This window comes from Maridesulfovibrio sp. (assembly GCF_965230075.1).
Classification (GTDB): domain Bacteria; phylum Desulfobacterota; class Desulfovibrionia; order Desulfovibrionales; family Desulfovibrionaceae; genus Maridesulfovibrio.
In genome coordinates this window covers 1,176,140-1,199,622 of record NZ_OZ245945.1, presented here as the reverse complement: position 1 = coordinate 1,199,622, position 23,483 = coordinate 1,176,140, and the positions used below count along the sequence as shown (strand labels likewise).

23 protein-coding genes and 5 tRNA genes are annotated in these 23,483 nt (G+C 48.0%); 5 read left to right on the top strand and 23 right to left on the bottom strand.

Annotation, left to right across the window (positions count from 1 at the left end):
* Positions 1–74: 74 nt before the first annotated feature.
* The 14 genes from rpoB to ACO05Z_RS05335 all read right to left on the bottom strand — a co-directional run bounded on the left by rpoB (position 75) and on the right by ACO05Z_RS05335 (position 9,621).
* The gene (gene rpoB / locus ACO05Z_RS05400) at positions 75–4,175 is read right to left on the bottom strand and encodes a DNA-directed RNA polymerase subunit beta (protein WP_421901144.1); all 4,101 of its coding nucleotides are present in this window, start codon (positions 4,173–4,175) and stop codon (positions 75–77) included.
* A gap of 303 nt (positions 4,176–4,478) precedes the next feature.
* Positions 4,479–4,865 carry a 50S ribosomal protein L7/L12 gene (rplL, locus tag ACO05Z_RS05395; protein WP_163352546.1) on the bottom strand — a complete coding sequence of 129 codons (387 nt, stop codon included), beginning with the start codon at positions 4,863–4,865 and terminating at the stop codon, positions 4,479–4,481.
* Positions 4,866–4,916: 51 nt separating this feature from the next.
* Positions 4,917–5,438, bottom strand: coding sequence for a 50S ribosomal protein L10 (gene rplJ / locus ACO05Z_RS05390; protein ID WP_421901143.1), 522 nt, complete (start codon positions 5,436–5,438; stop codon positions 4,917–4,919).
* 149 nt (positions 5,439–5,587) lie between these two features.
* Positions 5,588–6,292, bottom strand: coding sequence for a 50S ribosomal protein L1 (gene rplA, locus ACO05Z_RS05385; protein WP_421901142.1), 705 nt, complete (start codon positions 6,290–6,292; stop codon positions 5,588–5,590).
* Positions 6,293–6,308: 16 nt separating this feature from the next.
* Positions 6,309–6,734 carry a 50S ribosomal protein L11 gene (rplK, locus tag ACO05Z_RS05380; protein ID WP_015851057.1) on the bottom strand — a complete coding sequence of 142 codons (426 nt, stop codon included), beginning with the start codon at positions 6,732–6,734 and terminating at the stop codon, positions 6,309–6,311.
* A gap of 74 nt (positions 6,735–6,808) precedes the next feature.
* Positions 6,809–7,369, bottom strand: a complete 561-nt coding sequence (nusG, locus tag ACO05Z_RS05375) for a transcription termination/antitermination protein NusG (RefSeq protein ID WP_015851056.1) — start codon at positions 7,367–7,369, stop codon at positions 6,809–6,811.
* Positions 7,370–7,396: 27 nt separating this feature from the next.
* Positions 7,397–7,648: a preprotein translocase subunit SecE gene (secE, locus tag ACO05Z_RS05370; RefSeq protein ID WP_320176313.1), complete on the bottom strand. Its 252-nt coding sequence runs from the start codon at positions 7,646–7,648 to the stop codon at positions 7,397–7,399.
* 20 nt (positions 7,649–7,668) lie between these two features.
* Positions 7,669–7,745, bottom strand: a tRNA-Trp gene (locus ACO05Z_RS05365).
* A 15-nt stretch (positions 7,746–7,760) separates the two neighbouring features.
* On the bottom strand, positions 7,761–7,910 hold the full coding sequence (gene rpmG / locus ACO05Z_RS05360; RefSeq protein WP_015851054.1) for a 50S ribosomal protein L33: 150 nt from the start codon (positions 7,908–7,910) through the stop codon (positions 7,761–7,763).
* Positions 7,911–7,913: 3 nt separating this feature from the next.
* On the bottom strand, positions 7,914–9,107 hold the full coding sequence (gene tuf, locus ACO05Z_RS05355) for an elongation factor Tu (RefSeq protein WP_015851053.1): 1,194 nt from the start codon (positions 9,105–9,107) through the stop codon (positions 7,914–7,916).
* Positions 9,108–9,177: 70 nt separating this feature from the next.
* Positions 9,178–9,253 (bottom strand) — tRNA-Thr (locus tag ACO05Z_RS05350).
* A gap of 45 nt (positions 9,254–9,298) precedes the next feature.
* Positions 9,299–9,374, bottom strand: a tRNA-Gly gene (locus ACO05Z_RS05345).
* A 63-nt stretch (positions 9,375–9,437) separates the two neighbouring features.
* Positions 9,438–9,522 (bottom strand) — tRNA-Tyr (locus ACO05Z_RS05340).
* Positions 9,523–9,545: 23 nt separating this feature from the next.
* Positions 9,546–9,621: transfer RNA gene (locus tag ACO05Z_RS05335), tRNA-Thr, on the bottom strand.
* Positions 9,622–9,938: 317 nt separating this feature from the next.
* Here ACO05Z_RS05335 and ACO05Z_RS05330 point away from each other — a divergent pair.
* From ACO05Z_RS05330 to ACO05Z_RS05320, 3 genes are all read left to right on the top strand, one after another.
* Positions 9,939–10,910 carry a tRNA dihydrouridine synthase gene (locus ACO05Z_RS05330; RefSeq protein ID WP_421901141.1) on the top strand — a complete coding sequence of 324 codons (972 nt, stop codon included), beginning with the start codon at positions 9,939–9,941 and terminating at the stop codon, positions 10,908–10,910.
* Positions 10,911–11,011: 101 nt separating this feature from the next.
* Positions 11,012–11,959 (top strand): chemotaxis protein, encoded by a 948-nt coding sequence (locus ACO05Z_RS05325; protein ID WP_421901140.1) that lies wholly within the window; start codon positions 11,012–11,014, stop codon positions 11,957–11,959.
* A 17-nt stretch (positions 11,960–11,976) separates the two neighbouring features.
* Positions 11,977–13,749 carry a chloride channel protein gene (locus ACO05Z_RS05320; protein ID WP_421901139.1) on the top strand — a complete coding sequence of 591 codons (1,773 nt, stop codon included), beginning with the start codon at positions 11,977–11,979 and terminating at the stop codon, positions 13,747–13,749.
* On the opposite strand, the gene ACO05Z_RS05315 is transcribed toward ACO05Z_RS05320, so the two are convergent.
* The 4 genes from ACO05Z_RS05315 to ACO05Z_RS05300 all read right to left on the bottom strand — a co-directional run bounded on the left by ACO05Z_RS05315 (position 13,746) and on the right by ACO05Z_RS05300 (position 17,796).
* The gene (locus ACO05Z_RS05315) at positions 13,746–14,996 is read right to left on the bottom strand and encodes an EAL domain-containing protein (RefSeq protein WP_421901138.1); all 1,251 of its coding nucleotides are present in this window, start codon (positions 14,994–14,996) and stop codon (positions 13,746–13,748) included. The two genes, ACO05Z_RS05320 and ACO05Z_RS05315, sit on opposite strands and share 4 nt — an antisense overlap.
* 124 nt (positions 14,997–15,120) lie before the next feature.
* On the bottom strand, positions 15,121–16,128 hold the full coding sequence (hypE, locus tag ACO05Z_RS05310; protein ID WP_421901137.1) for a hydrogenase expression/formation protein HypE: 1,008 nt from the start codon (positions 16,126–16,128) through the stop codon (positions 15,121–15,123).
* Position 16,129: 1 nt separating this feature from the next.
* Positions 16,130–17,224, bottom strand: coding sequence for a hydrogenase formation protein HypD (gene hypD, locus ACO05Z_RS05305; protein WP_421901136.1), 1,095 nt, complete (start codon positions 17,222–17,224; stop codon positions 16,130–16,132).
* Positions 17,225–17,430: 206 nt separating this feature from the next.
* The gene (locus ACO05Z_RS05300) at positions 17,431–17,796 is read right to left on the bottom strand and encodes a response regulator (RefSeq protein WP_421901134.1); all 366 of its coding nucleotides are present in this window, start codon (positions 17,794–17,796) and stop codon (positions 17,431–17,433) included.
* Between the two features lie 188 nt (positions 17,797–17,984).
* Between ACO05Z_RS05300 and ACO05Z_RS05295 the strand changes: the two genes are divergently transcribed.
* Both ACO05Z_RS05295 and ACO05Z_RS05290 read left to right on the top strand, forming a co-directional pair.
* Positions 17,985–18,935, top strand: coding sequence for a chemotaxis protein (locus ACO05Z_RS05295; RefSeq protein ID WP_421901133.1), 951 nt, complete (start codon positions 17,985–17,987; stop codon positions 18,933–18,935).
* A 154-nt stretch (positions 18,936–19,089) separates the two neighbouring features.
* Entirely contained in the window at positions 19,090–19,416 is a 327-nt protein-coding gene (locus ACO05Z_RS05290; RefSeq protein WP_421901132.1) for a hypothetical protein, read from the top strand.
* A gap of 184 nt (positions 19,417–19,600) precedes the next feature.
* On the opposite strand, the gene ACO05Z_RS05285 is transcribed toward ACO05Z_RS05290, so the two are convergent.
* The 5 genes from ACO05Z_RS05285 to ACO05Z_RS05265 form a co-directional block, all read right to left on the bottom strand.
* Positions 19,601–19,810 carry a cold-shock protein gene (locus ACO05Z_RS05285; RefSeq protein WP_421901131.1) on the bottom strand — a complete coding sequence of 70 codons (210 nt, stop codon included), beginning with the start codon at positions 19,808–19,810 and terminating at the stop codon, positions 19,601–19,603.
* 44 nt (positions 19,811–19,854) lie between these two features.
* Positions 19,855–20,073, bottom strand: a complete 219-nt coding sequence (gene infA / locus ACO05Z_RS05280; protein WP_421901130.1) for a translation initiation factor IF-1 — start codon at positions 20,071–20,073, stop codon at positions 19,855–19,857.
* Between the two features lie 120 nt (positions 20,074–20,193).
* The gene (hflX, locus tag ACO05Z_RS05275; RefSeq protein WP_421901129.1) at positions 20,194–21,789 is read right to left on the bottom strand and encodes a GTPase HflX; all 1,596 of its coding nucleotides are present in this window, start codon (positions 21,787–21,789) and stop codon (positions 20,194–20,196) included.
* Between the two features lie 154 nt (positions 21,790–21,943).
* Positions 21,944–22,543 (bottom strand): IMP cyclohydrolase, encoded by a 600-nt coding sequence (locus ACO05Z_RS05270; protein WP_421901128.1) that lies wholly within the window; start codon positions 22,541–22,543, stop codon positions 21,944–21,946.
* A 170-nt stretch (positions 22,544–22,713) separates the two neighbouring features.
* Positions 22,714–23,268, bottom strand: a complete 555-nt coding sequence (locus tag ACO05Z_RS05265) for a tetratricopeptide repeat protein (RefSeq protein ID WP_421901127.1) — start codon at positions 23,266–23,268, stop codon at positions 22,714–22,716.
* Between the last annotated feature and the right edge of the window lie 215 nt (positions 23,269–23,483).

The window sequence follows — 23,483 nt, the reverse complement described above, 5'->3', positions numbered from 1 at the left end:
TCCAGACTCATTAATATACCCCTTACATGAAAAGGTTTATTTAATCGCGGGGACCTTATAGGCCCCCGCGTTCATTATTTCTTGTCGGCAGTCTCTTCGACTTCGTCCTGAAGCAGATTAACATCGAGGCCGAGGGACATAAGTTCCTTGACCAGAACGTTAAAGGATTCAGGCAGGCCGGCTTCAAGGAAGTTATCTCCCTTGACAATCTTTTCGTACATCTTGACACGACCGGTAACGTCATCAGACTTAACGGTCAGGAATTCCTGAAGCAGGTAGGCTGCGCCGTATGCTTCAAGGGCCCAAACTTCCATCTCACCAAGACGCTGCCCACCAAACTGAGCCTTACCGCCGAGAGGCTGCTGGGTAACCAGCGAGTAAGGACCGGTGGAACGGGCGTGAATCTTTTCATCAACAAGGTGATGAAGTTTGAGGATGTACATTACACCGACGGTTACACGGTTGTGGAAAGGATCACCGGTACGTCCGTCGTAAAGGGTAACTTTACCGTCATCACCAATTCCGGTCTTGCCGACCAGATCCCAGATTTCTTCTTCGGTTGCACCGTCAAAAACAGGGGTCTTAGTGACAATTCCTTCACGGGCTTTGTTGACTGCCAGTCTGAAGTCTTCATCATCCAGTGAATCGATCAATTCGTATACGTCTTCAGATTCAAATGTGTCTTTGATTTCCTGACGGATAACGCCGAGAGCTTCACCTGTGTCGAGCATGGTTGCGAACTTCTGTCCAAGTGCAAGAGCTGCCCAACCGAGGTGGGTTTCCATGATCTGACCGATGTTCATACGAGACGGAACACCCAGAGGGTTCAGTACGATGTCCATGGGGGTACCGTTATCGAAGAACGGCATATCCTGTTCGGGCAGGATGTTGGAAACAACACCTTTGTTACCGTGGCGACCAGCCATTTTGTCACCTACGCTGAGCTTACGCTTAACAGCGATGTAGACTTTGACCATCTTGATGACGCCTGGGGGCAGATCGTCACCTTCAGTAACTTTTTCGCGTTTCACATCATAAATACCTTTGATGATGCGAATCTGCTTATCGTATTCAGCGAGCAGTTGTTTAACTGCTTCGTTGGTTTCTTTATCTGCAAAGAGACCGCCAAGCTTCTTGAGAGGAACTTCAGCGAGGATTTCATCAGTGATGATGTGACCTGCTTCGGCAAGTACCTCACCCTTCTTGCGACCCATGAGGGTCTGGGCGATCTGCTTGTTAGCGACCACGTCCGCGATTTTAACGCGGGTTTTGTTGGTCAGGGATTCGATATGCTTGCTTTCTTTCATATCATGTTTAGCAAGCTCGAAGTCCTCGATGTTGCGGGTACGGTCGTCTTTTTCACCGGAACGGCGGTTGAATACTTTAACGTCTACGACAGTACCTTCGATTCCCGGCGGCACCTTGAGGGATGTGTTTTTCACATCACGAGCCTTGTCACCGAAGATTGCACGGAGCAATTTTTCTTCAGGAGTAAGCTGGGTCTCACCTTTAGGAGTGATTTTACCGACGAGAATGTCATCGGGAGCAATGCGCGCACCAAGGCGGATAATACCGCACTCATCGAGGTTGCGAAGCATGTCTTCACTCACGTTGGGAATATCGCGGGTGACTTCTTCGGGTCCAAGCTTGGTGTCACGGGCAACGAGTTCAAATTCCTCAATGTGAACTGAGGTGAAAACATCTTCCTTAACAACACGCTCGGAGATGAGAATGGAATCCTCAAAGTTGTATCCGCACCAGGGCATAAACGCTACGAGCAGGTTCTTACCGAGAGCAAGCTCACCGTCTTTAATACCCGGACCGTCAGCAAGAACATCACCTTTGTTGACCTTGGTTCCGATAGGCAGACGAGGACGCTGGCCGTAGCAGGAGTTCTGGTTGGATTTATGCCATTTCTGGAGCTCATAGTGTTTTACGCCGCCGGTATCAGGGTATACACCGTCATCATAGCGGACAACGAGACGCTCAGCGTCAACGTAGTCGATAACACCGTCATTCTCTGCGAGAACACAGCTACCGGAATCCTGAGCAACGTTGGCTTCCATGCCGGTACCAACCAGAGGCTGGGAGGTCTTCAGCAGAGGCACAGCCTGACGCTGCATGTTGGAACCCATGAGTGCGCGGTTAGCATCGTCATGCTCCAGGAAGGGGATCAGCGCAGCAGAAACGGAAACAGTCTGGCTGGGGCTAATATCCATCAGGGTAGCATCTTCTCGGGGATGCATGGAAACATCACCGTTGAGTCGACAAGTAACCAGCGGGTTGGTGAATGAACCTTTCTCATCGATAGGTGCATTCGCCTGGGCAACAACATGCCCTACTTCACGAGTGGCATCGTAATATAAAATCTCGTCGGTCATGGTGGAGTCTTTGATTGTCCGGTAAGGACTTTCAATGAAACCGAAGTCGTTGACCTTGGAGTAAGTTGTCAGAGAAACAATAAGACCGATGTTCGGGCCTTCAGGAGTTTCAATGGGGCAGATACGTCCGTAGTGAGAAACGTGAACGTCTCGAACTTCGAAGCCTGCACGCTCACGAGTCAGACCGCCGGGTCCCAGCGCGGAAAGTCTGCGCTTGTGGGTTACTTCGGAAAGCGGGTTGGTCTGGTCCATGAACTGAGACAGCTGAGAAGTACCAAAGAATTCCTTAAGTACAGCTGCAACCGGTTTGGGGTTGATCAGGTCATGCGGCATGAGGGTAGCCACTTCCTGGAGGCTCATGCGCTCCTTGATGGCTCTTTCCATACGAACAAGACCGATGCGGTACTGGTTTTCAACCAGTTCGCCAACCGGGCGTACACGTCTGTTACCGAGGTTATCGATATCATCAGCGGGACCGTGGCTGTCCTTGAGCTTGCAAAGGACCTTAACCGCGGTGAGGATGTCCTCGTTGGTCAGGGTGCGCAACTCAAGTGGGGTCTCAATGTTGAGACGTGCGTTCAGCTTGTAACGACCAACGCTGGAGAGATCGTAGTAATCGGAGCTGCGGAACAGGTTCTCAAAGAAGTTCGCAGCAATCTCAGCTGTGGGCGGAGAGCTGGGGCGCAATCTGCGGTAGATTTCGATCTGAGCGGACTCAACATCAGTGGTTTTGTCCAGCATCATGGAATCACGCAGTGCAGAAGAAACGTCTGCACCCTGAGTGTGCAGAACTTTAACGTCCTTGATGCCCACTTCCATAATGCGTTCAAAGATCTCTTCAGTGATCTCGTCAGCTGCTTCTGCAATAACTTCACCGGTATCGGGGTCGGTAATGTCATTGAATGCGAACTGACCAACAAGAGACTTGGGATCTACTTCAATATATTCAACACCGCCACGGATCAGCTTTTTCCAGCCGAACTTGGTGACCTGCTTATCACGGGCAACAATAACCTTGCCGTCTTCGGAGCAGAGGTCTACCCAAGCATTTTCCTTGCGGTACTGGTTTTCTACAACCTTACGACGCACAATGTGGCGGTCGATCTGATATTCTTCCACGTCATAATAGTAGTCGAGAATATCCTGCTTGGAGAGGCCCATGGCCTTGAGCAGTACAGTTGCAGGCATTTTACGGCGACGGTCGATTCGCACATAGAGAATATCTTTGTGGTCGAAGTCGAAATCCAGCCAAGAACCGCGCATAGGAATGATGCGGCAACTGTAAAGAACTTTACGGCTGGTATGTGTTTTACCGGAATCGTGTTCGAAGATAATACCGGGGGAACGCTGAAGCTGGTTAACGATAACGCGTTCAGTACCATTTATAATGAAAGTCCCCTGCTCGCTCATGAGCGGTACGGTTCCGAAATAGATATCCTGCTCTTTAATGTCGCGGATAGTTCTGCTTTCAGTCTCTTCGTCTACGTCAAAGACTACAAGGCGGACCTTGATACGGATAGGGGCTTCGTAAGTGAGGCCCTTGGAGATACACTCATCCATATCGTATTTAGGCTCGCCGATGTCATAGCTGACATATTCGAGGCTAGCAGTTTTATTGAAATCCTCAATCGGAAAAACCGAACGAAAAACCCCTTCGAGACCGACGTCCGCCCGGCTTGCGGGGGCTACGCCTTCCTGAAGGAATTTTTTGAAGGAATCCACCTGCAGTTCGAGCAAGTGGGGAATCGGCAGAGTGACTTTGATCTTTCCAAATATTTTTCTGAGCTGACCCATCGTATCCTCAATCAAGTGAGAAGGTTAGGGTTGGAATGAAGCAATTTGACGAACATCAACCAATAAATAGTCAGTTACAAGTCAAAAAGTGCAAGATAAACGTAGGCGGCAGAACAACATGCCTGAAAAGAAATTTTTATAGGGTTTATTTTGATCGCGCTAAAAGATCCGGCTGCGCCTTTTCCGAATCCTATCAAAATAATTGATCAGGCAATTTTGTCAATCTTTTTAACAGCGAGAAGAGCGCAACCCCGTTTTACAGGGGTTTGCGCTCCTCTTGCATTAGCGATAAATTCGCTTGAATTACTTCATTTCGGCTTCAGCACCGGCTTCTTCAAGCTGCTTGAGAGCTTCTTCAGCTTCTGCTTTTTCTACGCCTTCTTTGATAGCTGCGGGAGCTTCATCAACTTTAGCCTTGGCTTCTTTGAGGCCGAGACCGGTCAGAGCGCGAACTGCTTTAATAACAGCAATCTTGTTGCCGCCAGCGCCTTTGAGGATTACGTCGAATTCAGTTTTTTCTTCAGCTGCTGCTTCGCCGCCTGCTGCGCCGGGCATTGCTGCTACTGCTGCAACGGGAGCTGCTGCGGAAACGCCGAATTTTTCTTCCAGTTCGGTGATGAACTCGGAGAGTTCGAGAACGGTCATGTTGGAAATGAACTCAACTACCTGATCTTTGGTGATATCTGCCATGGAAATTTCCTCCTGGGAATATACTTACTTTGATTTGCCTTGACTAGGCTGTTATGCAGCTTCTTTCTGATCTTTCAATGCAGAAAGAACGTTCAGGAAGCCACGGGGTACGTTTGCGAGCAAGCTCACAAAGTTGGTGGGTACTGCATTCATTGTACCCAGAGTTTTGCCGAGGAGCTCTTCCTTGCTCGGGAGCTTGGAAAGCGCCTTCACGCCATCTTCGTCAAGATATTTGCCCTCAAGGGATGCGTAACGCATTTCGAAAGTCTTGCTTTCTTTAGCGAAATCAGCAACTGCTTTTGCTGCAGCAACAGGATCATCATATCCGGTTACAACCGCGCAGTTTTCCTTGAATTTGTCAGCCAGTACTTCATGATCAGTACCAGTGAAAGCCAACCGGGCCAGAGTGTTCTTGACGACCTGGCAATCGACACCGACAGCTCTCAGGCTTGCGCGCAGACGAGTAAACTCTTCTACTTCGAGGCCTTTGAAGTCGGTAACGATGGCAATACTCGCCCTTTCAGCTTTTTCTTTAAGCTGCTCAATAATCTGGGCTTTTTCTTGCCTGTTCACCTTAACACTCCTAATGATTTGACCCGGAAAGCAAGTCAAAGTGTTGTCTAAGCAGGTTAATTAAGGGACCATCCCCCCTGCCGTCTTCGACTAAACTTCCCGTGTATTAATACATCAACAGCCGCCCTTGCGGGCGGCCTATGATGTTTTTAGGACTCTGAGTATTTTCTCGCTGCCAGAGGATCAATCTTGAAACCGGGTCCCATGGTGGTAGCTACGGCAACAGCCTTCATGTAGGTACCTTTAGCGGAAGAGGGTTTCAGCTTGTTCACTGTTTCCAGCAGGGTTTTAAGGTTTTCAAGAAGCTTTTCAGCTCCGAAGGAAACCTTTCCGATGGGCGCGTGCAGAACACCGGCCTTGTCGACCTTGAATTCTACGCGTCCAGCTTTTACTTCTTTAACGGCTCCAGCCACATCAAAAGTAACGGTGCCGGTCTTAGCGTTAGGCATCAGACCACGAGGTCCGAGCACACGACCAATTTGACCGACTTTAGCCATCATGTCAGGAGTTGCGATAGCTTTATCGAAATCGAGCCATCCGTCCTTAACTTTGGCAACCAGGTCATCGCCACCGACAAAGTCAGCGCCGGCTTCCTTGGCTTCCGCTTCTTTTTCCCCGCTCACGAAGCAAGCTACGCGAATTTCCTTACCAAGACCGTTGGGCAGGGTTACTGCACCACGGATCATCTGGTCGGAGTATTTGGGGTCTACGCCGAGGTTGATGGCAACATCAACAGTCTCGTCGAACTTGGCATATGCCTTTTCTACAGCAGAAGCTACCGCCTGTTCAACGGTCAGACCGATCTGTTCGGTACCTTCTGTTGCTTTTCTGTATTTTTTTCCGTGCTTAGGCATGATCTATTCCCCTTACCTATTCTGTGACTTCAATGCCCATACTGCGGGCTGTTCCCATGATGGATTTCATGGCAGCTTCAGTATCGGCAGCGGTCAGGTCGGGAGCTTTAAGCTCAGCAATTTCTTTAACCTGAGCTTTGGTTACTTTACCGACCTTGTTCTTGTTAGGCTCGCCGGAACCTTTCTGCAGCTTTGCAGCCTTGAGCAGGAGGGTGGATGCCGGCGGAGTCTTGGTAATGAAGGAAAAGGACCTGTCTTGGTAGACAGTGATAATCACCGGAATGATCATGCCCTTCTGATCCTGCGTCTTGGCGTTGAACGCCTTGCAGAATTCCATTATATTTACACCGTGCTGACCGAGTGCAGGACCGACCGGTGGGGACGGGTTTGCAGAGCCAGCAGGTATCTGAAGCTTGATTTTGCCTATTTCTTTCTTGGCCATCGCTTTATGTCCTATATTAAATTCCAGTGAGGGTACTCACTGTCGGAAATGAATATGCAGCAGTGCGGTCAGGACTACCCTTTGGTTACCTGAACGAAGTCAAGTTCCACCGGGGTCTGGCGGCCGAAAATGGAGACTGACACCCGAAGCTTGCCTTTGTCGTAGTTAACATCTTCTACAACGCCGTTGAAACCGCTGAACGGTCCATCAATGACCCTGACTTCATCGCCACGATCAAAGTTGAACTTGGGTCTCGGCTGTTCCTGACGGTCTTCCATCAGGCTCAGGATTTTGGCTGCTTCGCTGTCGCGCATTGGAGTCGGGCGGTTTTTGCCACCGATGAATCCGGTAACACGAGGAATAGACTGGATGAGATGCCATGATTCATCCTCCATGATCATTTTGATCATGACATAACCCGGATAAAATTTCCGGGTAGATGTTCTTTTTTCCCCTTTAACCAGCTCGACAACTTTTTCCGTGGGGACGACAACTTCTTCGATCAGTCCATTGTCCTGACCAGTTCTCATCATCTCACGGACAGTCTGCTCAACCCGCTGTTCAAAACCTGAATAGGTATGAACAATGTACCAACGGGCCTTCCTTCCCTGAGGTTTTTCAGCGTCTGCGTTCATGGAGCTCTTTCCTTTTCTACGGGTTATTTAAGACAGGATTGCCTCAACAAGTTTGCTGAGACCCATGTCAACAACACCCAGAAAAAGCGACATGACTACGACAAGGACCAAGACGGCGGTACAGGTCTGTATAGTCTCTTTCTGAGTAGGCCATACGACCTTCTTGATTTCGACCTTGGACTGCTCAAAGAATTCGGTAAACTGTTTAATCTTGCTACCGGCCCCCTGAGTTTCAGCCTTAGCCTGAACTCCCGCACCTTTATTTTTTTTCTTGGCCATATTGATTCCCATAAATGAAGTGGCAGGCCAGGAGGGATTCGAACCCCCAGCATTCGGTTTTGGAGACCGACGTTCTAGCCGTTGGAACTACTGGCCTGCTTATTTATAGAAACTACTTGGACTCTCTGTGAAGAGTATGCTTCTTATCGAAAGGGCAATACTTCTTCAACTCGATGCGACCAGTAGTGTTCTTCTTGTTCTTCATCGTCGAATAGTTACGACGCTTACACTCGGTGCACTGCATCTGAACTTTGACACGCATGTCTTACTCCAGAATTTCAGTAACAACTCCTGCGCCTACGGTACGGCCACCTTCGCGAATAGCGAAGCGCAGACCCGGATCCATAGCGATGGGGTTGATCATTTCAACGTTGAAGGTAGCGTTATCGCCAGGCATAACCATTTCAACGCCTTCGTCGAGGGTAACTACGCCGGTGATGTCAGTTGTACGGAAGTAGAACTGAGGACGGTAGCCGGAGAAGAAAGGAGTGTGACGTCCACCTTCGTCTTTGGACAGAACGTATACTTCTGCCTTGAACTTGGTGTGAGGGTTGATGGAACCGGGAGCGGAAAGAACCTGGCCACGCTCAACTTCATCACGCTTGGTACCACGAAGGAGAACACCAACGTTGTCACCAGCCTGACCCTGGTCGAGGAGCTTACGGAACATTTCAACACCAGTACAAGTAGTCTTAGCGGTGTCTCTGATACCAACGATTTCTACTTCTTCACCAACTTTGATTACACCGCGCTCAACACGACCGGTAACAACGGTACCACGACCGGAGATGGAGAAAACGTCTTCAATAGGCATGAGGAAAGGTTTGTCGATGTCACGCTCGGGCTCTTCAATGTAGGAGTCACAAGCTGCGAGGAGATCGAGGATGGGCTTAGCTGCATCTTCGTCTGCGCTTTCGCACTCGAGAGCTTTAAGAGCGGAACCCTGGATAACGGGAAGATCGTCACCGGGGAAATCGTAGGAGGAGAGAAGTTCACGAACTTCCATTTCTACGAGCTCGAGGAGTTCTTCATCATCAACCATGTCGCACTTGTTCAGGAATACAACGATTCCGGGAACACCAACCTGACGAGCGAGCAGGATGTGCTCACGAGTCTGAGGCATGGGACCGTCAGTAGCAGCAACAACGAGGATTGCGCCGTCCATCTGAGCAGCACCAGTGATCATGTTTTTGATGTAGTCAGCGTGACCGGGGCAGTCTACGTGAGCGTAGTGACGTGCTTCGGTTTCGTATTCTACGTGAGCGGTAGCAATGGTGATACCGCGTTCTTTTTCTTCAGGAGCTTTGTCGATTTCGTCGAAAGCTACGTAGTCGCCGTTACCAGCAAGACCAGCGATCTTGGTGATAGCAGCAGTCAGAGTGGTTTTACCGTGGTCAATGTGACCGATGGTACCGATATTTACATGAGGCTTACCGCGTTCAAATTTAGCCTTACCCATGATAAATCCCCCTAAAATAAATAGAGTTTTTAATGATTTAAAGCGTCAAAGGTCATACTACACAAATGTATGGAGCCCACGACCGGACTTGAACCGGTGACCTCTTCCTTACCAAGGAAGTGCTCTACCGACTGAGCTACGTGGGCATCCTCTTATAAACGCGCAGGTTTGGACTAGGGTAAGTACCAAATTGGAGCGGGAAACGGGATTCGAACCCGCAACCCTCAGCTTGGAAGGCTGATGCTCTAGCCGTTGAGCTATTCCCGCACCCTATGTCCGTAGTTTAACAGCAGGCCTACCTGCCTCCTACAGCGCGATTTACAAATTTAGTGGTGGTGGGGGGAGGATTCGAACCTCCGAAGGCGTTGCCGACAGATTTACAGTCTGTTCCCTTTGGCCACTCGGGAACCCCACCATTATATATGTTGTTGTCTTCACTGGAGCTGGCGATGGGACTTGAACCCGCAACCTGCTGATTACAAATCAGCTGCTCTACCAATTGAGCTACGCCAGCCCTTGTGAGCGAATCTTTCTACAAGCTCTGTTTTCAAATTGCAAGAACTTTTTTGAACTTTTTTCAAATCCGTTCTCGGCTTGAAAACTTCTTTGAACCTGTGATCCGCCGAAGCAACGAAGCGGGGTTTAAATGGAAATCGCCTTTGAAGTCAATACCTTTTTTCAACTTTTTTTAATTTTTTCGAAAATAACCTGCGACATATGTGCTATTAACGCAGGTGGGTTTTGACTTTAGAGACATTTGGACGTAATTCACTGCCCTCGGCACTTATTGCCGTACAAACAAAAGAACAATAGATTCTCAGGTGTATAAACATGAAATCACTTCCAATAAGTCCAGATAAACCTTGGCTGGCGCCCCTTGCCGGATATTCAGACCTGCCTTTTCGCATGCTCTGCCGCAGACGGGGATGCGCCGTTGCATGTACAGAGATGGTCAGCGTCAAGGGTTTAAAATATGTCGGCAAAGGAACCAAAGCCCTGCTGGCAACCTGTCCGGAAGATAATCCGCTGGTGGTCCAGCTCTTCGGTGGGGAGCCGCAGGACTATTCAGACACTATGCCCCAACTGCTGGATGAGGGCTACACTTTTTTTGATTTAAACTCAGGCTGCCCGGTAAAAAAAGTACTCAAAACCGGAGGCGGCTCTGCCCTCCACCTTGATCCGGATCGTTTAATTGAAACAGCTTCAACAATGGTCCGCGTGGCCGGTGAAGGCAAGGTAGGAGTTAAGATCAGGCTCGGTTTCATGCTGGGTGAAGACAATTACCTTGAAATTGCCAAAAGACTCGAAGACGTAGGAGTTGCGTGGCTGACAATGCATCCCCGCTATGCCAAACAGATGTTCTCTGGTAAAGCCGACTGGTCTAAGCTCGCTACCTTGAAACAAAATGTTTCCATACCTGTAATAGGCAGTGGAGATCTTTTCACTGCCGAAAATGGTATGGAATGCATCAAGCAGACGGGGATTGACGGTATCATGTTTGCCCGCGGTGCTCTTTTTGATCCTGAAATCTTCGCCCACTACCTCAAGCTGCTTGATGATCCGCAGTGCGCTGATCTGCCCCCCTTCGACCTTGGTAAAACCATGGAAGAACATATCAACATAACCCGCGAGTTTGATGGCAGCAATCGATCTTTCAGGAAGATCAGGTCTATCCTGCCCCGCTACGCTAAAGGAATGGATGGAATCCGGGCTATCAGAACCAAGCTCACTGCTTGCGAAGACTGGGAAGAACTAATCGATGCTGCGCGTGAAATATCCACCCTTACTCGGGACCGTTGCTAATCATTTATTTTTTTTAAGCGATTGTTGACGATAACACTCTTTAAAGCGTAATATAAGTGTTGTAATCGAATTACAGAATCTGAATTTAATCGGAGAGACATATGGCTCAGACTGATATTTTACTTGAAGCCGGTACTAATGAACTTGAAATCGTTGAATTCTGGCTTGAAGAAGAACCGCGCGAAGAAGGCGAAGGCAACTATCGCGGATTTTATGGCGTTAACGTTGCCAAGGTTCTGGAAATCATCAGAATTCCTGACAAAATAACAAAGCTTCCCAAGGTTGCACACCCGGCTATCATGGGAACTTTCAACCTGCGCAACAAGGTCATTCCCCTTGTGGACCTGAGCCACTGGCTCAAAAAGCCGCGCGTTGAAACTGAACCTCCCAAAGTCATTGTCACTGAATTCAACAATGTCTCTTCTGCCTTTCTTGTTTCCGGGGTAACCCGAATTCACAGAATCAGTTGGGAAAGGGTCGAAGCTCCCTCCAACTATGTCTCTACCCTTTCCGAAGACTCCATCACCGGGGTTGTTAAATTTGAAGACAGAATATCACTGATCCTCGACCTTGAAAAAATCGTTGCTGAACTTAACCCCGATCTCGGGCTGCAGCTTGACGATTCCATCGACTGGACCAACCATGCCGGGTACAAAGCAATCATTGCTGATGACTCGACCCTGATCAGAGAGATGCTTTATGAGATGATGGTCCGGGCTAAATTCTCCGTAGAAATGGCCAATACAGGCCGCGCCTGCTGGGATAAGCTGCAGGAATACAAGCGCCGCTCCATTGAGGAAGAGCGTCCCATCACCGACTTCGTAAATGTAGTTATCTCCGACATTGAAATGCCGGTCATGGACGGACATAACCTTACTGTGCGCATTAAGGCTGATGAAGTACTTAAACAGCTGCCTGTAATCCTTTTCTCCTCCATCATTACCGATAAACTCCGCCACAAGGGTGAATCTGTCGGTGCTGACGACCAAATTTCAAAGCCTGAAGTAACAGAACTGGCTCAGCGCGCCATTGCCCTGATTGAAAAATAAACCGGGCGGAAATCGGTATGGTTTCCTCTTCCGATCCCAAAACTAAGAAACGTACTGGAGCCTCGTTTAATCCGAGGGTTCAGTACGTTTTACTTATGTCTTTCTCTGTAGCCATCGGCATGGCTGCGGCAGGCGGAGCTTTCCTCTTCCGCTGGCTGATAGAAAATTTTCAGGATTTATTCTGGGCTCAAGGTAATTCCTTTCTTGATATGGCTGCCAACTCGCCTTGGTGGCTCGTACTTTTCCTGCCCTGCATAGGTGGACTTATCGCCGGGGTGATCATCACCAACTGGGCACCGGAAGCTCAAGGCCCGGGAGTGCCCGAAGTAATCAAAGCACTGGCGGTTCGGGGCGGGGTAATCCGCCATCGCATCACCTTCCTTAAAGCTTTAGTCACCAGCCTGCTCATCGGTTGCGGTGCTTCTGTAGGCCGTGAAGGTCCGGTCGTGCAGATCGGAGCCTCGTTAGGTTCCTCCGCAGCAAGAATTTTCCGCCTTGATCCCGGCATGCTTCCGGTCTGCGTTGCTTCAGGTGCGGCAGCCGGTATCGCAGCAACTTTCAATGCACCGCTCACCGGAACATTATTCGCCATCGAAATTCTGCTTTTAGATACTGAGATGTCCTATGTCAGCCATATTATCGTGGCCTCGGTAACAGCATCCGCCCTTTCCAAATTTTTTTGGGGAGACTTCCCCACCTTTGATGCGCCTAAATTCCTTTTCAGCAACTTTGAAGAACTGATCATATTCTTCATTCTTGGAATTCTCGCCGGACTAGTCTCCATTGCTTTTGTAAAAATGATCCAGCTTAGCGAATTTACCTTTGACCGAATCCCAGTTCCGGGCTGGGTTAAGCCCGGTATTGGCGGACTGATCCTCGGTGCAATGGCCCTTAAAATTCCTGCAGTACTTGGTGTCGGATATGAAGCAGTAAATATGGGGCTGACCGGGGTTCTACCCCTTGATCTGGCCTTACTGCTACTCGGAGCTAAACTTATTGCCACTTCCCTTTGTATCGGATCGGGAATGAGCGGCGGTATTTTCGCTCCCTCGCTGGTTTTAGGAGCTGCTCTGGGGGTGTCGGTCAGCTCAACCATCAATATGATTTTCCCGGAACTGGCCCTCACCCACGGACAATATGCTCTAGTCGGTATGGGAACTGTCGTGGCCGGGACCACCCTTGCGCCCATCACCGCAGTTCTGACGGTTTTTGAACTGACCTATTCATATAAGATAATCCTGCCCATGATGGTGGGCTGCATCACCAGTGCGCTGGTGGTCCGTATACTTAAAGGCTACTCTGTTTATGAAGCCAAACTCTTGCGTCAGGGCATAAATATCCTGCGCGGACATGACGAATCGGTTATGGTGAATGTCTCTCTGCAAGAAGTGATGGATACTGAATTCGATTTCCTGAACACGACCGACAGCCTCAGCAAGGCCGCTGACATGGTGCTCAACTCGGAGTTTCCCCATTTTCCGGTACTGGATAAAAACAAAAAACTTGCCGGAATCCTGACCCTGCGTGATATGCGTGCTTTCCTTAAAAATGCGCAAGATTTGAAAGGCGGAGCGGAAATAGTAGATACCTTGATGGTACGCACAGTAGTCTCACTTCCTGTGGACTCCAATTTAAAAGAAGCTATTATGACATTTGAAAGGACAGGGGTCTCCTTTTTACCCTTGATAAATCAAGACGAGACCGTAGCCGGAATAATCAAATCAAAAGACGCCATGAATATCTTCCGCCAAAAAAGATACAAGAACAAAATTCTCTCTTCCTCTCTCTAATCCTCCGCTTCCTCTTGAGGTGAATTCACATATTCTAAAACCAGAATCCGGCCCCGGCGGCTACCCTCCTTATAGTAGAATCCTGCGAGGTAATTGTATTTCTCACGACAGAGCGCATCGGGGCCACATGGTCCGGCTGCTTTTTCAAGGCCTGAATTTAAATGCACAAAAAAACATCCACCGCTATGATCGCTCCCTACTGCTGAAGGCAAAACGCGGAGCCCAAACGGGTCAGCAGCCCTTCCGGCCAGACGCTTGCTGATCTGCTTCCCGGAACTGTCCAGAATGTAAACTGAGACAATTTGCGCAGACTTTTTCAATAATTCTTCAAGAACACGGTTCATTTCCCCGTCTTCTTCCTGCTGTAAACTGGTCATGGCACTCTTCAGCAGCAGATGCGAATTCCTGAAAATTTCAGAATTTCGCTCATTTTCTTTTTTCCTATCGCTCCTTACTGACATACTGATGCGGCTAACCTTATCACTGAAAGAGTCTTCCTTACCCTCTTCATCTGCACTATCGGAATAGAAAAAACCCTGTTGCAGATAAAAACCACTTTGCATGAGAGCAATAGCTTCGGCCTCAGCCTCCACACCTTTTGCTACAGGGGAAACTCCACAAAGAGAAAAAAGCTGAGCAGTTGAAGATAATTTATTTTTAATCCTCTCTGATTTTTCAATTCCTTCATAAAATTTGCGATCCAGCTTCACAAAATCAGGTTTGATTATATGCAAACGGTCCATGCAATCTACAGAAGGAAGAACATTATCCACGGAAAGCCTGTACCCATGTTCACGCAAAGAATGAATCATATCCAATGGAGGTTTTTCCTTGAGCTGAACGGCATCCATTTCAAAAGCAATCATTCTGGGGAAATATTTATATAACGCTGCCAATTGGTGGGGACTGCGGCCTTTACTCTCTTCACGAGAGTATATTCCGCTATTAATATTAAGGAATAAAAGCATATCCCGGTACTTCTCATACAGGGGTTTGTAGGATTCCAGCCCTTTTTTTAAGCAGACTTCTTCAACTTTCAGCTGTGCTTGAATCGGCAGGGAGGAATTAAAAAGACAACCGGGAGAAGCAACTGTTTCACCATTTTCATCAACACCACGGGCGAAAGCTTCAAAACCGACTACAGTGCGGGATAAGAGAGAGACGACAGGCTGAAACAATATGGTAAGGCTGTCTTCGGTGACAACTTTACTAATGGCAGTAATACAACTTTTAATATCGTTTTGCACGCTATACCCCCTAATCTTTTTCTTAGGTATAGCATGATTCAATAAACACATCATTCCCTAATCTAATAGAAAAAAAGGCTTCCCCAATGGAGAAGCCTTTAAAATACCATATAGCTATTATTCTTTAACAGATTCTAGGCAACTGCTCCCCTTCCAGCATATTGAGCAGTCTTTTACCACCAAGCGGAGTTACCATTACAACCTTGCCCGGATTTGCATCAGTGATGGTGCCCACCTGACAGGCATCCTTACCAAGCTCGTCTGCACGCATGATTTCAAGGGCCTGCTCAGCATATTCCTGCGGCAGGATGCACAGAAACTTACCTTCATTGGCAAGATAAAGCGGATCAAGTCCAAGGAAGGAGCAGCCGCCGGCAACTTCAGGAAGAACCGGAATGCTGGATTCTTCCAGCTCGCAGCAGACATTGGATGAAACAGTGATTTCATTCAATGTCGTTGCCAGTCCACCCCTTGTGGGGTCACGCAGCACATGAATATCAGGAACTTCCTGTACAAGTTTGACCAGCAGATGGTTCAGGGCAGCACTATCACTCTTTACATTGGATTCAAGGGAAAGACCTTCACGGGTACCGAGAATAGTCAAACCGTGGTCCCCCATAGTTCCGCTGACCAGTACGGCATCACCGACAGAGGCACGGTCCCCGCTGGGAGCGGGATCAGCAATAATTTCGCCGACTCCGGTAGTATTGATGAAAATCTTATCCACCATACCTTTGGGTACAACCTTGGTATCACCGGTAACAATGTTCACACCGGCATGCTGGCAGGCTTCTCCCATGGATTTAACGATCTTTTCCAGATCATCCATGGGCAAACCTTCTTCAATAATATAAGCGCAGGTCATATACCGGGGGATAGCACCAAGCATAGCCACATCGTTTACTGTTCCGTGAACAGCCAAGGACCCGATATCACCACCGGGGAAAAAGATGGGGTCAACTGTGAAGCTGTCGGTACTCATGGAAATCTGCCCCTTCAAATTCAAAGTGGCAGCATCGTTGAGCCTGTCCAGTTCATCGTTGGCAAAATGCTTGAGAAAAAGTTCGGAAATAAGTCTCTGGGAGGCTCTTCCACCGGAACCATAGTCGAGTAAAACTTTATCTGAGGACATATTAATCTACTTTGTATTTGAAGTAAGCGGCACAGCTGCCTTCAGTTGAAACCATACAGGGACCTACCGGTTTAGCGGGGGTGCAAGCTTTCCCGAACAGAGGACATTTTTCAGGAGTCATCTTACCCTTCAAAACCTCTCCGCACATACAGCCCTTGAGCGGCGGGCATTCACCGATACTGAGGTCAAAAATTTTCTTGGCGTCGTATTTTTCAAACTCGTCCCGGAATTCAAGGCCGCTGCCGGGAATCATCCCAATACCGCGCCAGAGAGCATCTGACTCCTCAAAGACCTGATACATGACTTCCACTGCCTTGGGGTTACCATTTTCTGATACACCACGAACATACTGATTCTGAATGGCAGGATGCTCTTCCTTGGAAGCCCTGACCATCATCAACAAAGCCTGCAGGATATCAACAGGATCAAATCCCGTAACCACAGAAGGCTTGCCGTATTTTTCCCCGATAAAATCATAAGGATGGATTCCGATAACAGTAGAGACATGACCGGGCAGGATAAAGCCGTCAATGCGTGTTTCCGGATCGGAAATCAAAACATCCAGAGCGGGCGGAACCAGCTTATGAAAGGAAAGCACCTTGAAGTTATCAAGTCCCTGCTGCTGGGCCATAAGTACTGTCGCAGCAATGGTCGGAGCTGTTGTTTCAAAGCCCACACCAAGAAAAACAACTGTGCTGTCAGGATTGTTCCGTGCGAGCTCCAAAGCATCAAAGGGAGAATAAATTATTTCCACCCGCGCACCGTCGGCCTGTGCATTTTTCAGACAGTGGCCTTTATCACCGGGGACCTTAATCAGATCACCGAAAGTCGCAACGATGACCCCGTCCTTCCCTGCGAGATCCAAAAAAGCGTTCACCTCGGATTCATGGGTTACACATACCGGACACCCCGGACCGCTGAGGTGCACAACCTCTTTCGGCAAAACCGAATGCAGCCCGCTGCGAAAAATGGAAACCGTATGTGTTCCACAGACCTCCATAAACCGTATTTCCCCATCCAGCTCTTCCCGCAAACAAGCCAGCAGTTCTTTACACAGTTCAGGGTCATTAAATTTATCCAAAATCTCAAACGACAAGGAGCACCCCCAAAGTTAACATTTCCTTAAAACAGATTATACTGCTCACTCTCAGATATAACCTTGTTATTCATAAAGCTTTTGTTCTCATTATACCCATTCACGTTTAGTAACAAGCCCGTTACAGCGGATATTTTGCGCCACAAAAAAAGGCTCCGCCCAAATATGGCGGAGCCTCAGTGAAATCAATACGCAAAACCGGAGTTTCATTTCAGGCAACGGTTGATCACCTCATTGAATTCTTCCTTATCAATGGGTTTGGGTAAAAAATATGTCGCCCCAAGGGCCAACAAATTGGAAATATCAGAAACACCTACAACTGCGGACATGATAACAATAGGCATATCCATAAACTGGGAATCACCTCTCAAGGTCTGCACCAGTTGACGTCCATCCATTTCGGGCATCATGATGTCCGTAACTAATACATCAAAATTATTCTCAGCTTTTAGCGCTTCGTAAGCATGCTTACCATGAGGGCTGACAAAAGAAACATGCCCCAAGTCTTCAACGAATCTTGCGGCAAGCTTTTGGGAAATCTTATCGTCTTCAGCAATCAATATTTTATACATGAACCCCTCTTCATTTATTTATCGATTCTGTATTGCCTAAGCTAAATGAGAAGTATTTGTAAAGAACTATCCAAGATCAAAAAGAATTACATTCCAATCAAAATTTATGGACCTGAACTTTCGAATATTGTAACTTACTAGAATAAGAACTTAAACCCCTTTAATATAATTTTTCAGGAGCCACTATCATGGCAAAAACAGAAATCCTGCTTGAAACCGGCACCAATGAGCTTGAAATTCTTGAATTTTACATTGACCTACCAGAATCCGAAGACGGCCCGGAGGAAAGATGCCACTTCGGGGTTAATGTTGCCAAGGTCATGCAGGTAATCGAAAGTCCCGAGCTCGAACATCCCGAGTCGGCAGAGCATCCGTGCTTCATGGGAACAATTCCCCTCCGTAATCACATTCTACCTGTCCTGGATCTGGCTGTATGGCTGGGAATGGAACGCAAGAAACAGAAATACGACATTGTCATTGTAACTGAATTCAGCCAGACCGTATCAGGTTTTCAAGTCAGCGGAGTAACCGAAATCCATCGGGTCGGCTGGCAGCAGGTCCTTTCACCTGATAAATTCATGAGCAGCTTCGATGATAGCTGTATCGTCGGAATTGTCGAACGCGAAGACCGTTTCATCCAGTTGCTGGACCTCGAATCTATACTCGCAGATCTTGATCCAACCCTCGGTGGCGACTTTGATGCTCCATCTGCAGTTGCAACTGAAGCATATAATGCATTGGTCTGCGACGACTCCCCCACAATCCGGGCCATGCTGGAAAAGAGTCTTGAAAAAGCAAACTTCCGCCATACCATCGTCCATAACGGAGAAGAAGCTAAAAACACTCTGCTGAACATAAAACAGGCGGCCAAACAGGAAAATCGTCCGGTAAAAGATTATGTGGAAATAGTAATTTCGGATATTGAGATGCCGCTTATGGATGGATTCAGTCTAGCCAAATGGATCAGAGATGATCAAGACCTGAAAAGTCTGCCCATAATCCTGTATTCCTCTATCATCACTAAAGAATTACGCCACAAGGGCGAATCTGTTGGTGCAGATGAACAAATTTCCAAGCCCGATCTGCATCTGCTGCCGGAAAAGGCCATTAATTTAATTGAAAGCAGGAAAGCCCATTAACTGAATGAGACCAGACTTAACAGTTACCAACAAGCGGCCTTTGCATGTTCTTATGCAGGCCGTTTTTGCTTGCGTAGTTTTGAATGTGCCAATATCTTCCTTTTTCGGAATGGTATTTAATTTAGAAATTATCCCCTTCTAAGAGGAGAATTATATGGAAGACGTAAGAGTTTACGGAGATGTCCACGGCCTATCCGAAGAAGACTTTGACGATATTAAAATGGAACTGCCATTTGAAAAAATTGTTTACAAGGACAAGGTTCTGAATGTTGATTACGAAGGACATTATATCGACATTGATGATTTTCTCGAAGAAATGATCAAACGCTTGCCGCCCGAAGGCTGGGCTAAAGTCGATTTCATCGATCATGTGGACTGGAAATTGACCCGCTACGAAATCGAAAACAACAAAATGACTTCCCGCGAAGTCAACGTGGATGCGGTCCTCGAACCTACAAAGAATGAAGCAGGTCAAAGATAGTTGATGCGCTTTACGCTTTTTAATGAAACGACTTCGCCTCCGGCGGCCAGCGAAACTTTTTGAAAAAGGTTTCTCTGGACTCTTCAAAAACTTTCATTATGCTTCGCCGCTTCATTTTAAAATAAGTGCTAAAAAAGCCCGCTTGTTTTCAACAGGCGGGCTTAAAATTTATATTTACTAAAAACTAGTAATTGATAATTCGAACTGAAATAGCTTTTGGGGCCGTGTCTTCATCAATGATTTCAAAAACCACTTTTTCTCCGACATTCAAAGTCTTGAAACCGTCGCGCAGCACTTCGGAATAATGAACATAGATATCCCTTCCGGCTTCATCCACAATAAAGCCGAATCCTTTGATATCGTTGAACCAGCTGACTACTCCTTTCAAACTCATAAAACCCTCATCAGTCGGATCAAGACTGAAAGCTGCTGCATAAATTACTTCATGCGGAAGGTTATCCGCCCTCGGGTCAGGTCATATGGCGAAAGCTCCACCTTGACCCGGTCACCCGGCAGGATGCGGATGTAATGCTTACGCATTTTACCGGAAATATGTCCCAGAACCACATGCCCGTTTTCAAGTTCAACCTTGAACATCGCATTGGGCAATGCTTCCTGAACTATACCCTCTACCTCAATACCTTCTTCTTTAGCCATGGCTTCCTCCGTCGCCAACAACTGCTTCTGAAAAAAATTAGTAGTGCTGTTACTGAAACTTAATTACTAATTTACAGGTATTAATGCAATAAGGAAAGAATTTAACGGACAGGCCCGGTCTTAAAATTTATGACCGAGCCTATCGATGGCATTTAAAATTTCATCCACCAGTATATTCAATGAGCGGCGATTCACAGCACTTGAAGGAATGCCCTGCGGATAAGTATTCTGCATAAGCTCGCGCTGTTCGTCATCAAGCTTGTCCCATTTGTTGAGCACGAGGATAGTCACCACATCATCAAGTTTCATATCAGCGATAATATTATTTACTGCTGAGATCTGTTCATCCACTTCCGGATGTGATGAATCGCAAACGTGAAGCAATACGTCCGCAGCTTCCAATTCTTCAAGAGTAGCACGAAAGGCTTCCTTCAATTCCTTGGGCAGTTGGCGAATAAATCCAACCGTATCAGTCAAGATTAATTCCTGCTCCCGCGGAAAGCGGATACGTCTGCTGGTGGGATCAAGTGTTGCGAAAAGTTTGTCTTCGGCCAGCACTCCGCTGTTGGTCAGGGTGTTGAGCAAAGTTGACTTACCGGCATTAGTGTAACCGACCAGTGAGACAACCGGAACCCCGGCACGGGCACGGCGTTCGCGGGTAAATCCACGCTGACGACTGACCTTCTTAAGTTCGTTACCGAGCTTGGTCAGCTTGTCCTTAATACGACGGCGATCAATTTCCAGCTTTGTTTCACCGGGACCGCGACCACCGATACCACCCATGAGTCGGGACATAGCCCGGTTCTTACCCACAAGACGAGGCATGGTGTATTTCAACTGCGCCATTTCCACCTGTAATTTACCGGCACGGGTGGTGGCGTGTTGAGCGAAAATATCAAGAATCAACTGAGTGCGGTCAATAATCTTGCGCTCAGTCAGCTTTGCGAGGTTACGCATCTGGGCAGCAGAAAGTTCTTGGTCAAAGAGGATCACTTCCGCGTCCGCCTGCAAGGCAATAACTTCCAGCTCCGCAAGCTTACCCTTACCCATAATAAATTTAGGATTGAGTTTGCGGATACGCTGCACAAGACGCCCTTCCACCTTCAGCCCTGCTGTATCGGCAAGGTCTTCCAGCTCATCAAGGGAGCGTTCCTGCACGGACTTAGGGTCCTGCGAGACACTGACCACAATAGCCCGCTCACGTTTATCCGTGGTATCGCGGGTGCGGTCCGCCCGGCGAAATTCATCTTCGAGGGCCTTAATCTGAGACGGAAGATCCATCTCCGCGCGATCCCAACGCACCGGGGGCAACTGCTCATATGGTTTCGCCCCTGCTCCGGGAGGAAGCAGGTAGGCATACTGCACGAAATCCGGTTCGCCATGAGGGTCGGATGCCACAACAGTAACACTGTCCAGTCGCAGAAAAACCATATCCATAAGGTCTTCCTCGGACAGGTTCTCACCGGAAATATGGGTATGCAGGAGTCTTAAACCGCGCAAGCGTCCTTCGGACTGACGGGCACGGGGCAGTTCGGGGATATAGATGGAACCGGGATCACCAACCAGAATCATTTCCGGCTTGCCCTGCCTGTTTACCAGCAGACCAATCTGGCGTCCGATTTCGTGACTGAGAAAAGAAAGCTCACGGGCCTGCTCGTTGGTGAACCCGTTGGGGTCATTGTAACGGCGGTCCGCAAGACGGTTGATGCGTTTCAACTCACTGGGCTTAAGGCCCTGAGTATTACCTTTGGCTTTAAGAGCTATGGGAATTCTCCAGAGATTTTGGCTTCGCCACTTTTGAGACTGAATAGTCTTATCTTACAACAATAGAAAGCGGGATGCCATAAAAATGACATCCCGCTTTAGAAAACTAAGCGTCGTGATCTGCCAGATATTTGGCGATCATGGAGTCGTATTCAGAGACAAGCGCAAAAGTTTCCGCAGCGAGGTCTTTTCTCAGGGCGAGAGAAACCTTGCCGTCGTTCTTTTTCATGTCTTCAAGAATACGGGGGTAATGTACCGGACTGGGGACAACCAGAACAGAATGAAAATTCTTGGCTGAAGCACGCAGCATAGTAGGACCACCGATGTCGATCTGCTCGACAGCGTTCTTCAGATCCTGCCCTTCGCTAACAGCCTTGGCAAAATTGTACAGGTTAACGCAAACCATATCGATAGTCTCGATTCCATGTTCCTCGAGAGTCGACAGGTGTTCCGGATTATCTTTATCCGCAAGGATACCGCCATGCACACTGGGGTGCAGGGTCTTTACACGACCGCCCATGATCTCAGGGAAGCCGGTTACATCACTTACAGACTTAACCTCAAGTCCGGCATCAAGAAGCATTTTTCTTGTACCGCCGGTGCTGATGAGTTCCACACCGAAGCCAGCCAACTCAGCCGCAAATTCAGCAAGCCCGGATTTATCAGTAACACTGAGCACTCCGCGCTTTACAGGCAACATATCCATAACACATCTCCAGATATTGGTTTTTGTGGAGTTGTGCCGGATTTACGCCGTAAAGGCAAGTTCCGGACCGCACCTTTCTCGCCGGTAGTTGGTCCCCGCTCCCGAACCACACGTACAGGAACGGGACCAACCGGGAGGGGAGTCGGCTATATATAATGGATCTGTGTGAGCTAAATCTGGCTCATCAGTTCCTTAGCCGCTTCATTTGCGGGATCCTTTTCAAGGATCATTTCAAGCTGCTCAACAGCCTTATCCTTCTGCTCCATGCAGATATAAAGACCTGCGAGGGAGTAGCGGACTTCGTGCTTCTCGGGATCAACTTCGAGGAACTTCTCAAGGAAAGGAATAGCTTCAGCCATTCTTTCAGCCTCGTGACCAATCCTGATGATGCCGAAAAGAGCAACCATGTTGCTGATGTTGATGTTGAGAGCCTGCGAAAAGTTCTCAAAAGCTTCGTCCTGACGGGAGGTTTCCATCTGAATAAGTCCCATACCGGCAAAGCTCTTATCAGTAGCTTCTACCTGATGCGCTTTTTCGTACAGGGACATGGCAGCATCGTACTCACCGCGTTGAACTGCGATGGTTGCAAGCCCGATGTAAGGATCGGGATGTACGCCGTTAGAACCAGCGGCCTTCTTGTAGTAATCTTCAGCCTTATCCAGTTCACCCATGAACAGATAACACTCACCGAGTTCCTTGTTAATTTCATAATCTAAATGACTCATAATTCCCCTCCGGAAATTTTATTTACCGCCGGACAATCCAAAGCGGCATTTTTTTCGACCCCTAAGGGTCTGTCTGACTTAATGCATACAGCGTGCCAAAACAACAAACACTATTCCTACATTATATAAGAAGAGGCCGATTTTATGTGCCTGATTTTCGACACCTACTCTCTCAAGGCTCCCTACTCTCAAAATTTAATCTAAAATATCAAACA

Coding starts and splice junctions, on each gene's coding strand:
- tuf (WP_015851053.1), bottom strand. CDS start 9,107: ATGGGTAAGGCTAAATTTGAACGCGGTAAGCCTCATGTAAATATCGGT.
- secE (WP_320176313.1), bottom strand. CDS start 7,648: ATGGCCAAGAAAAAAAATAAAGGTGCGGGAGTTCAGGCTAAGGCTGAA.
- hypE (WP_421901137.1), bottom strand. CDS start 16,128: ATGTCCTCAGATAAAGTTTTACTCGACTATGGTTCCGGTGGAAGAGCC.
- ACO05Z_RS05270 (WP_421901128.1), bottom strand. CDS start 22,543: ATGGATATGTTGCCTGTAAAGCGCGGAGTGCTCAGTGTTACTGATAAA.
- rpoB (WP_421901144.1), bottom strand. CDS start 4,175: ATGGGTCAGCTCAGAAAAATATTTGGAAAGATCAAAGTCACTCTGCCG.
- ACO05Z_RS05295 (WP_421901133.1), top strand. CDS start 17,985: ATGGCAAAAACAGAAATCCTGCTTGAAACCGGCACCAATGAGCTTGAA.
- nusG (WP_015851056.1), bottom strand. CDS start 7,369: ATGAACGCAGACGCTGAAAAACCTCAGGGAAGGAAGGCCCGTTGGTAC.
- ACO05Z_RS05285 (WP_421901131.1), bottom strand. CDS start 19,810: ATGAGTTTGAAAGGAGTAGTCAGCTGGTTCAACGATATCAAAGGATTC.
- infA (WP_421901130.1), bottom strand. CDS start 20,073: ATGGCTAAAGAAGAAGGTATTGAGGTAGAGGGTATAGTTCAGGAAGCA.
- rpmG (WP_015851054.1), bottom strand. CDS start 7,910: ATGCGTGTCAAAGTTCAGATGCAGTGCACCGAGTGTAAGCGTCGTAAC.
- ACO05Z_RS05290 (WP_421901132.1), top strand. CDS start 19,090: ATGGAAGACGTAAGAGTTTACGGAGATGTCCACGGCCTATCCGAAGAA.
- rplL (WP_163352546.1), bottom strand. CDS start 4,865: ATGGCAGATATCACCAAAGATCAGGTAGTTGAGTTCATTTCCAACATG.
- ACO05Z_RS05265 (WP_421901127.1), bottom strand. CDS start 23,268: ATGAGTCATTTAGATTATGAAATTAACAAGGAACTCGGTGAGTGTTAT.
- ACO05Z_RS05325 (WP_421901140.1), top strand. CDS start 11,012: ATGGCTCAGACTGATATTTTACTTGAAGCCGGTACTAATGAACTTGAA.
- rplK (WP_015851057.1), bottom strand. CDS start 6,734: ATGGCCAAGAAAGAAATAGGCAAAATCAAGCTTCAGATACCTGCTGGC.
- ACO05Z_RS05300 (WP_421901134.1), bottom strand. CDS start 17,796: ATGTATAAAATATTGATTGCTGAAGACGATAAGATTTCCCAAAAGCTT.
- rplA (WP_421901142.1), bottom strand. CDS start 6,292: ATGCCTAAGCACGGAAAAAAATACAGAAAAGCAACAGAAGGTACCGAA.
- ACO05Z_RS05330 (WP_421901141.1), top strand. CDS start 9,939: ATGAAATCACTTCCAATAAGTCCAGATAAACCTTGGCTGGCGCCCCTT.
- ACO05Z_RS05320 (WP_421901139.1), top strand. CDS start 11,977: ATGGTTTCCTCTTCCGATCCCAAAACTAAGAAACGTACTGGAGCCTCG.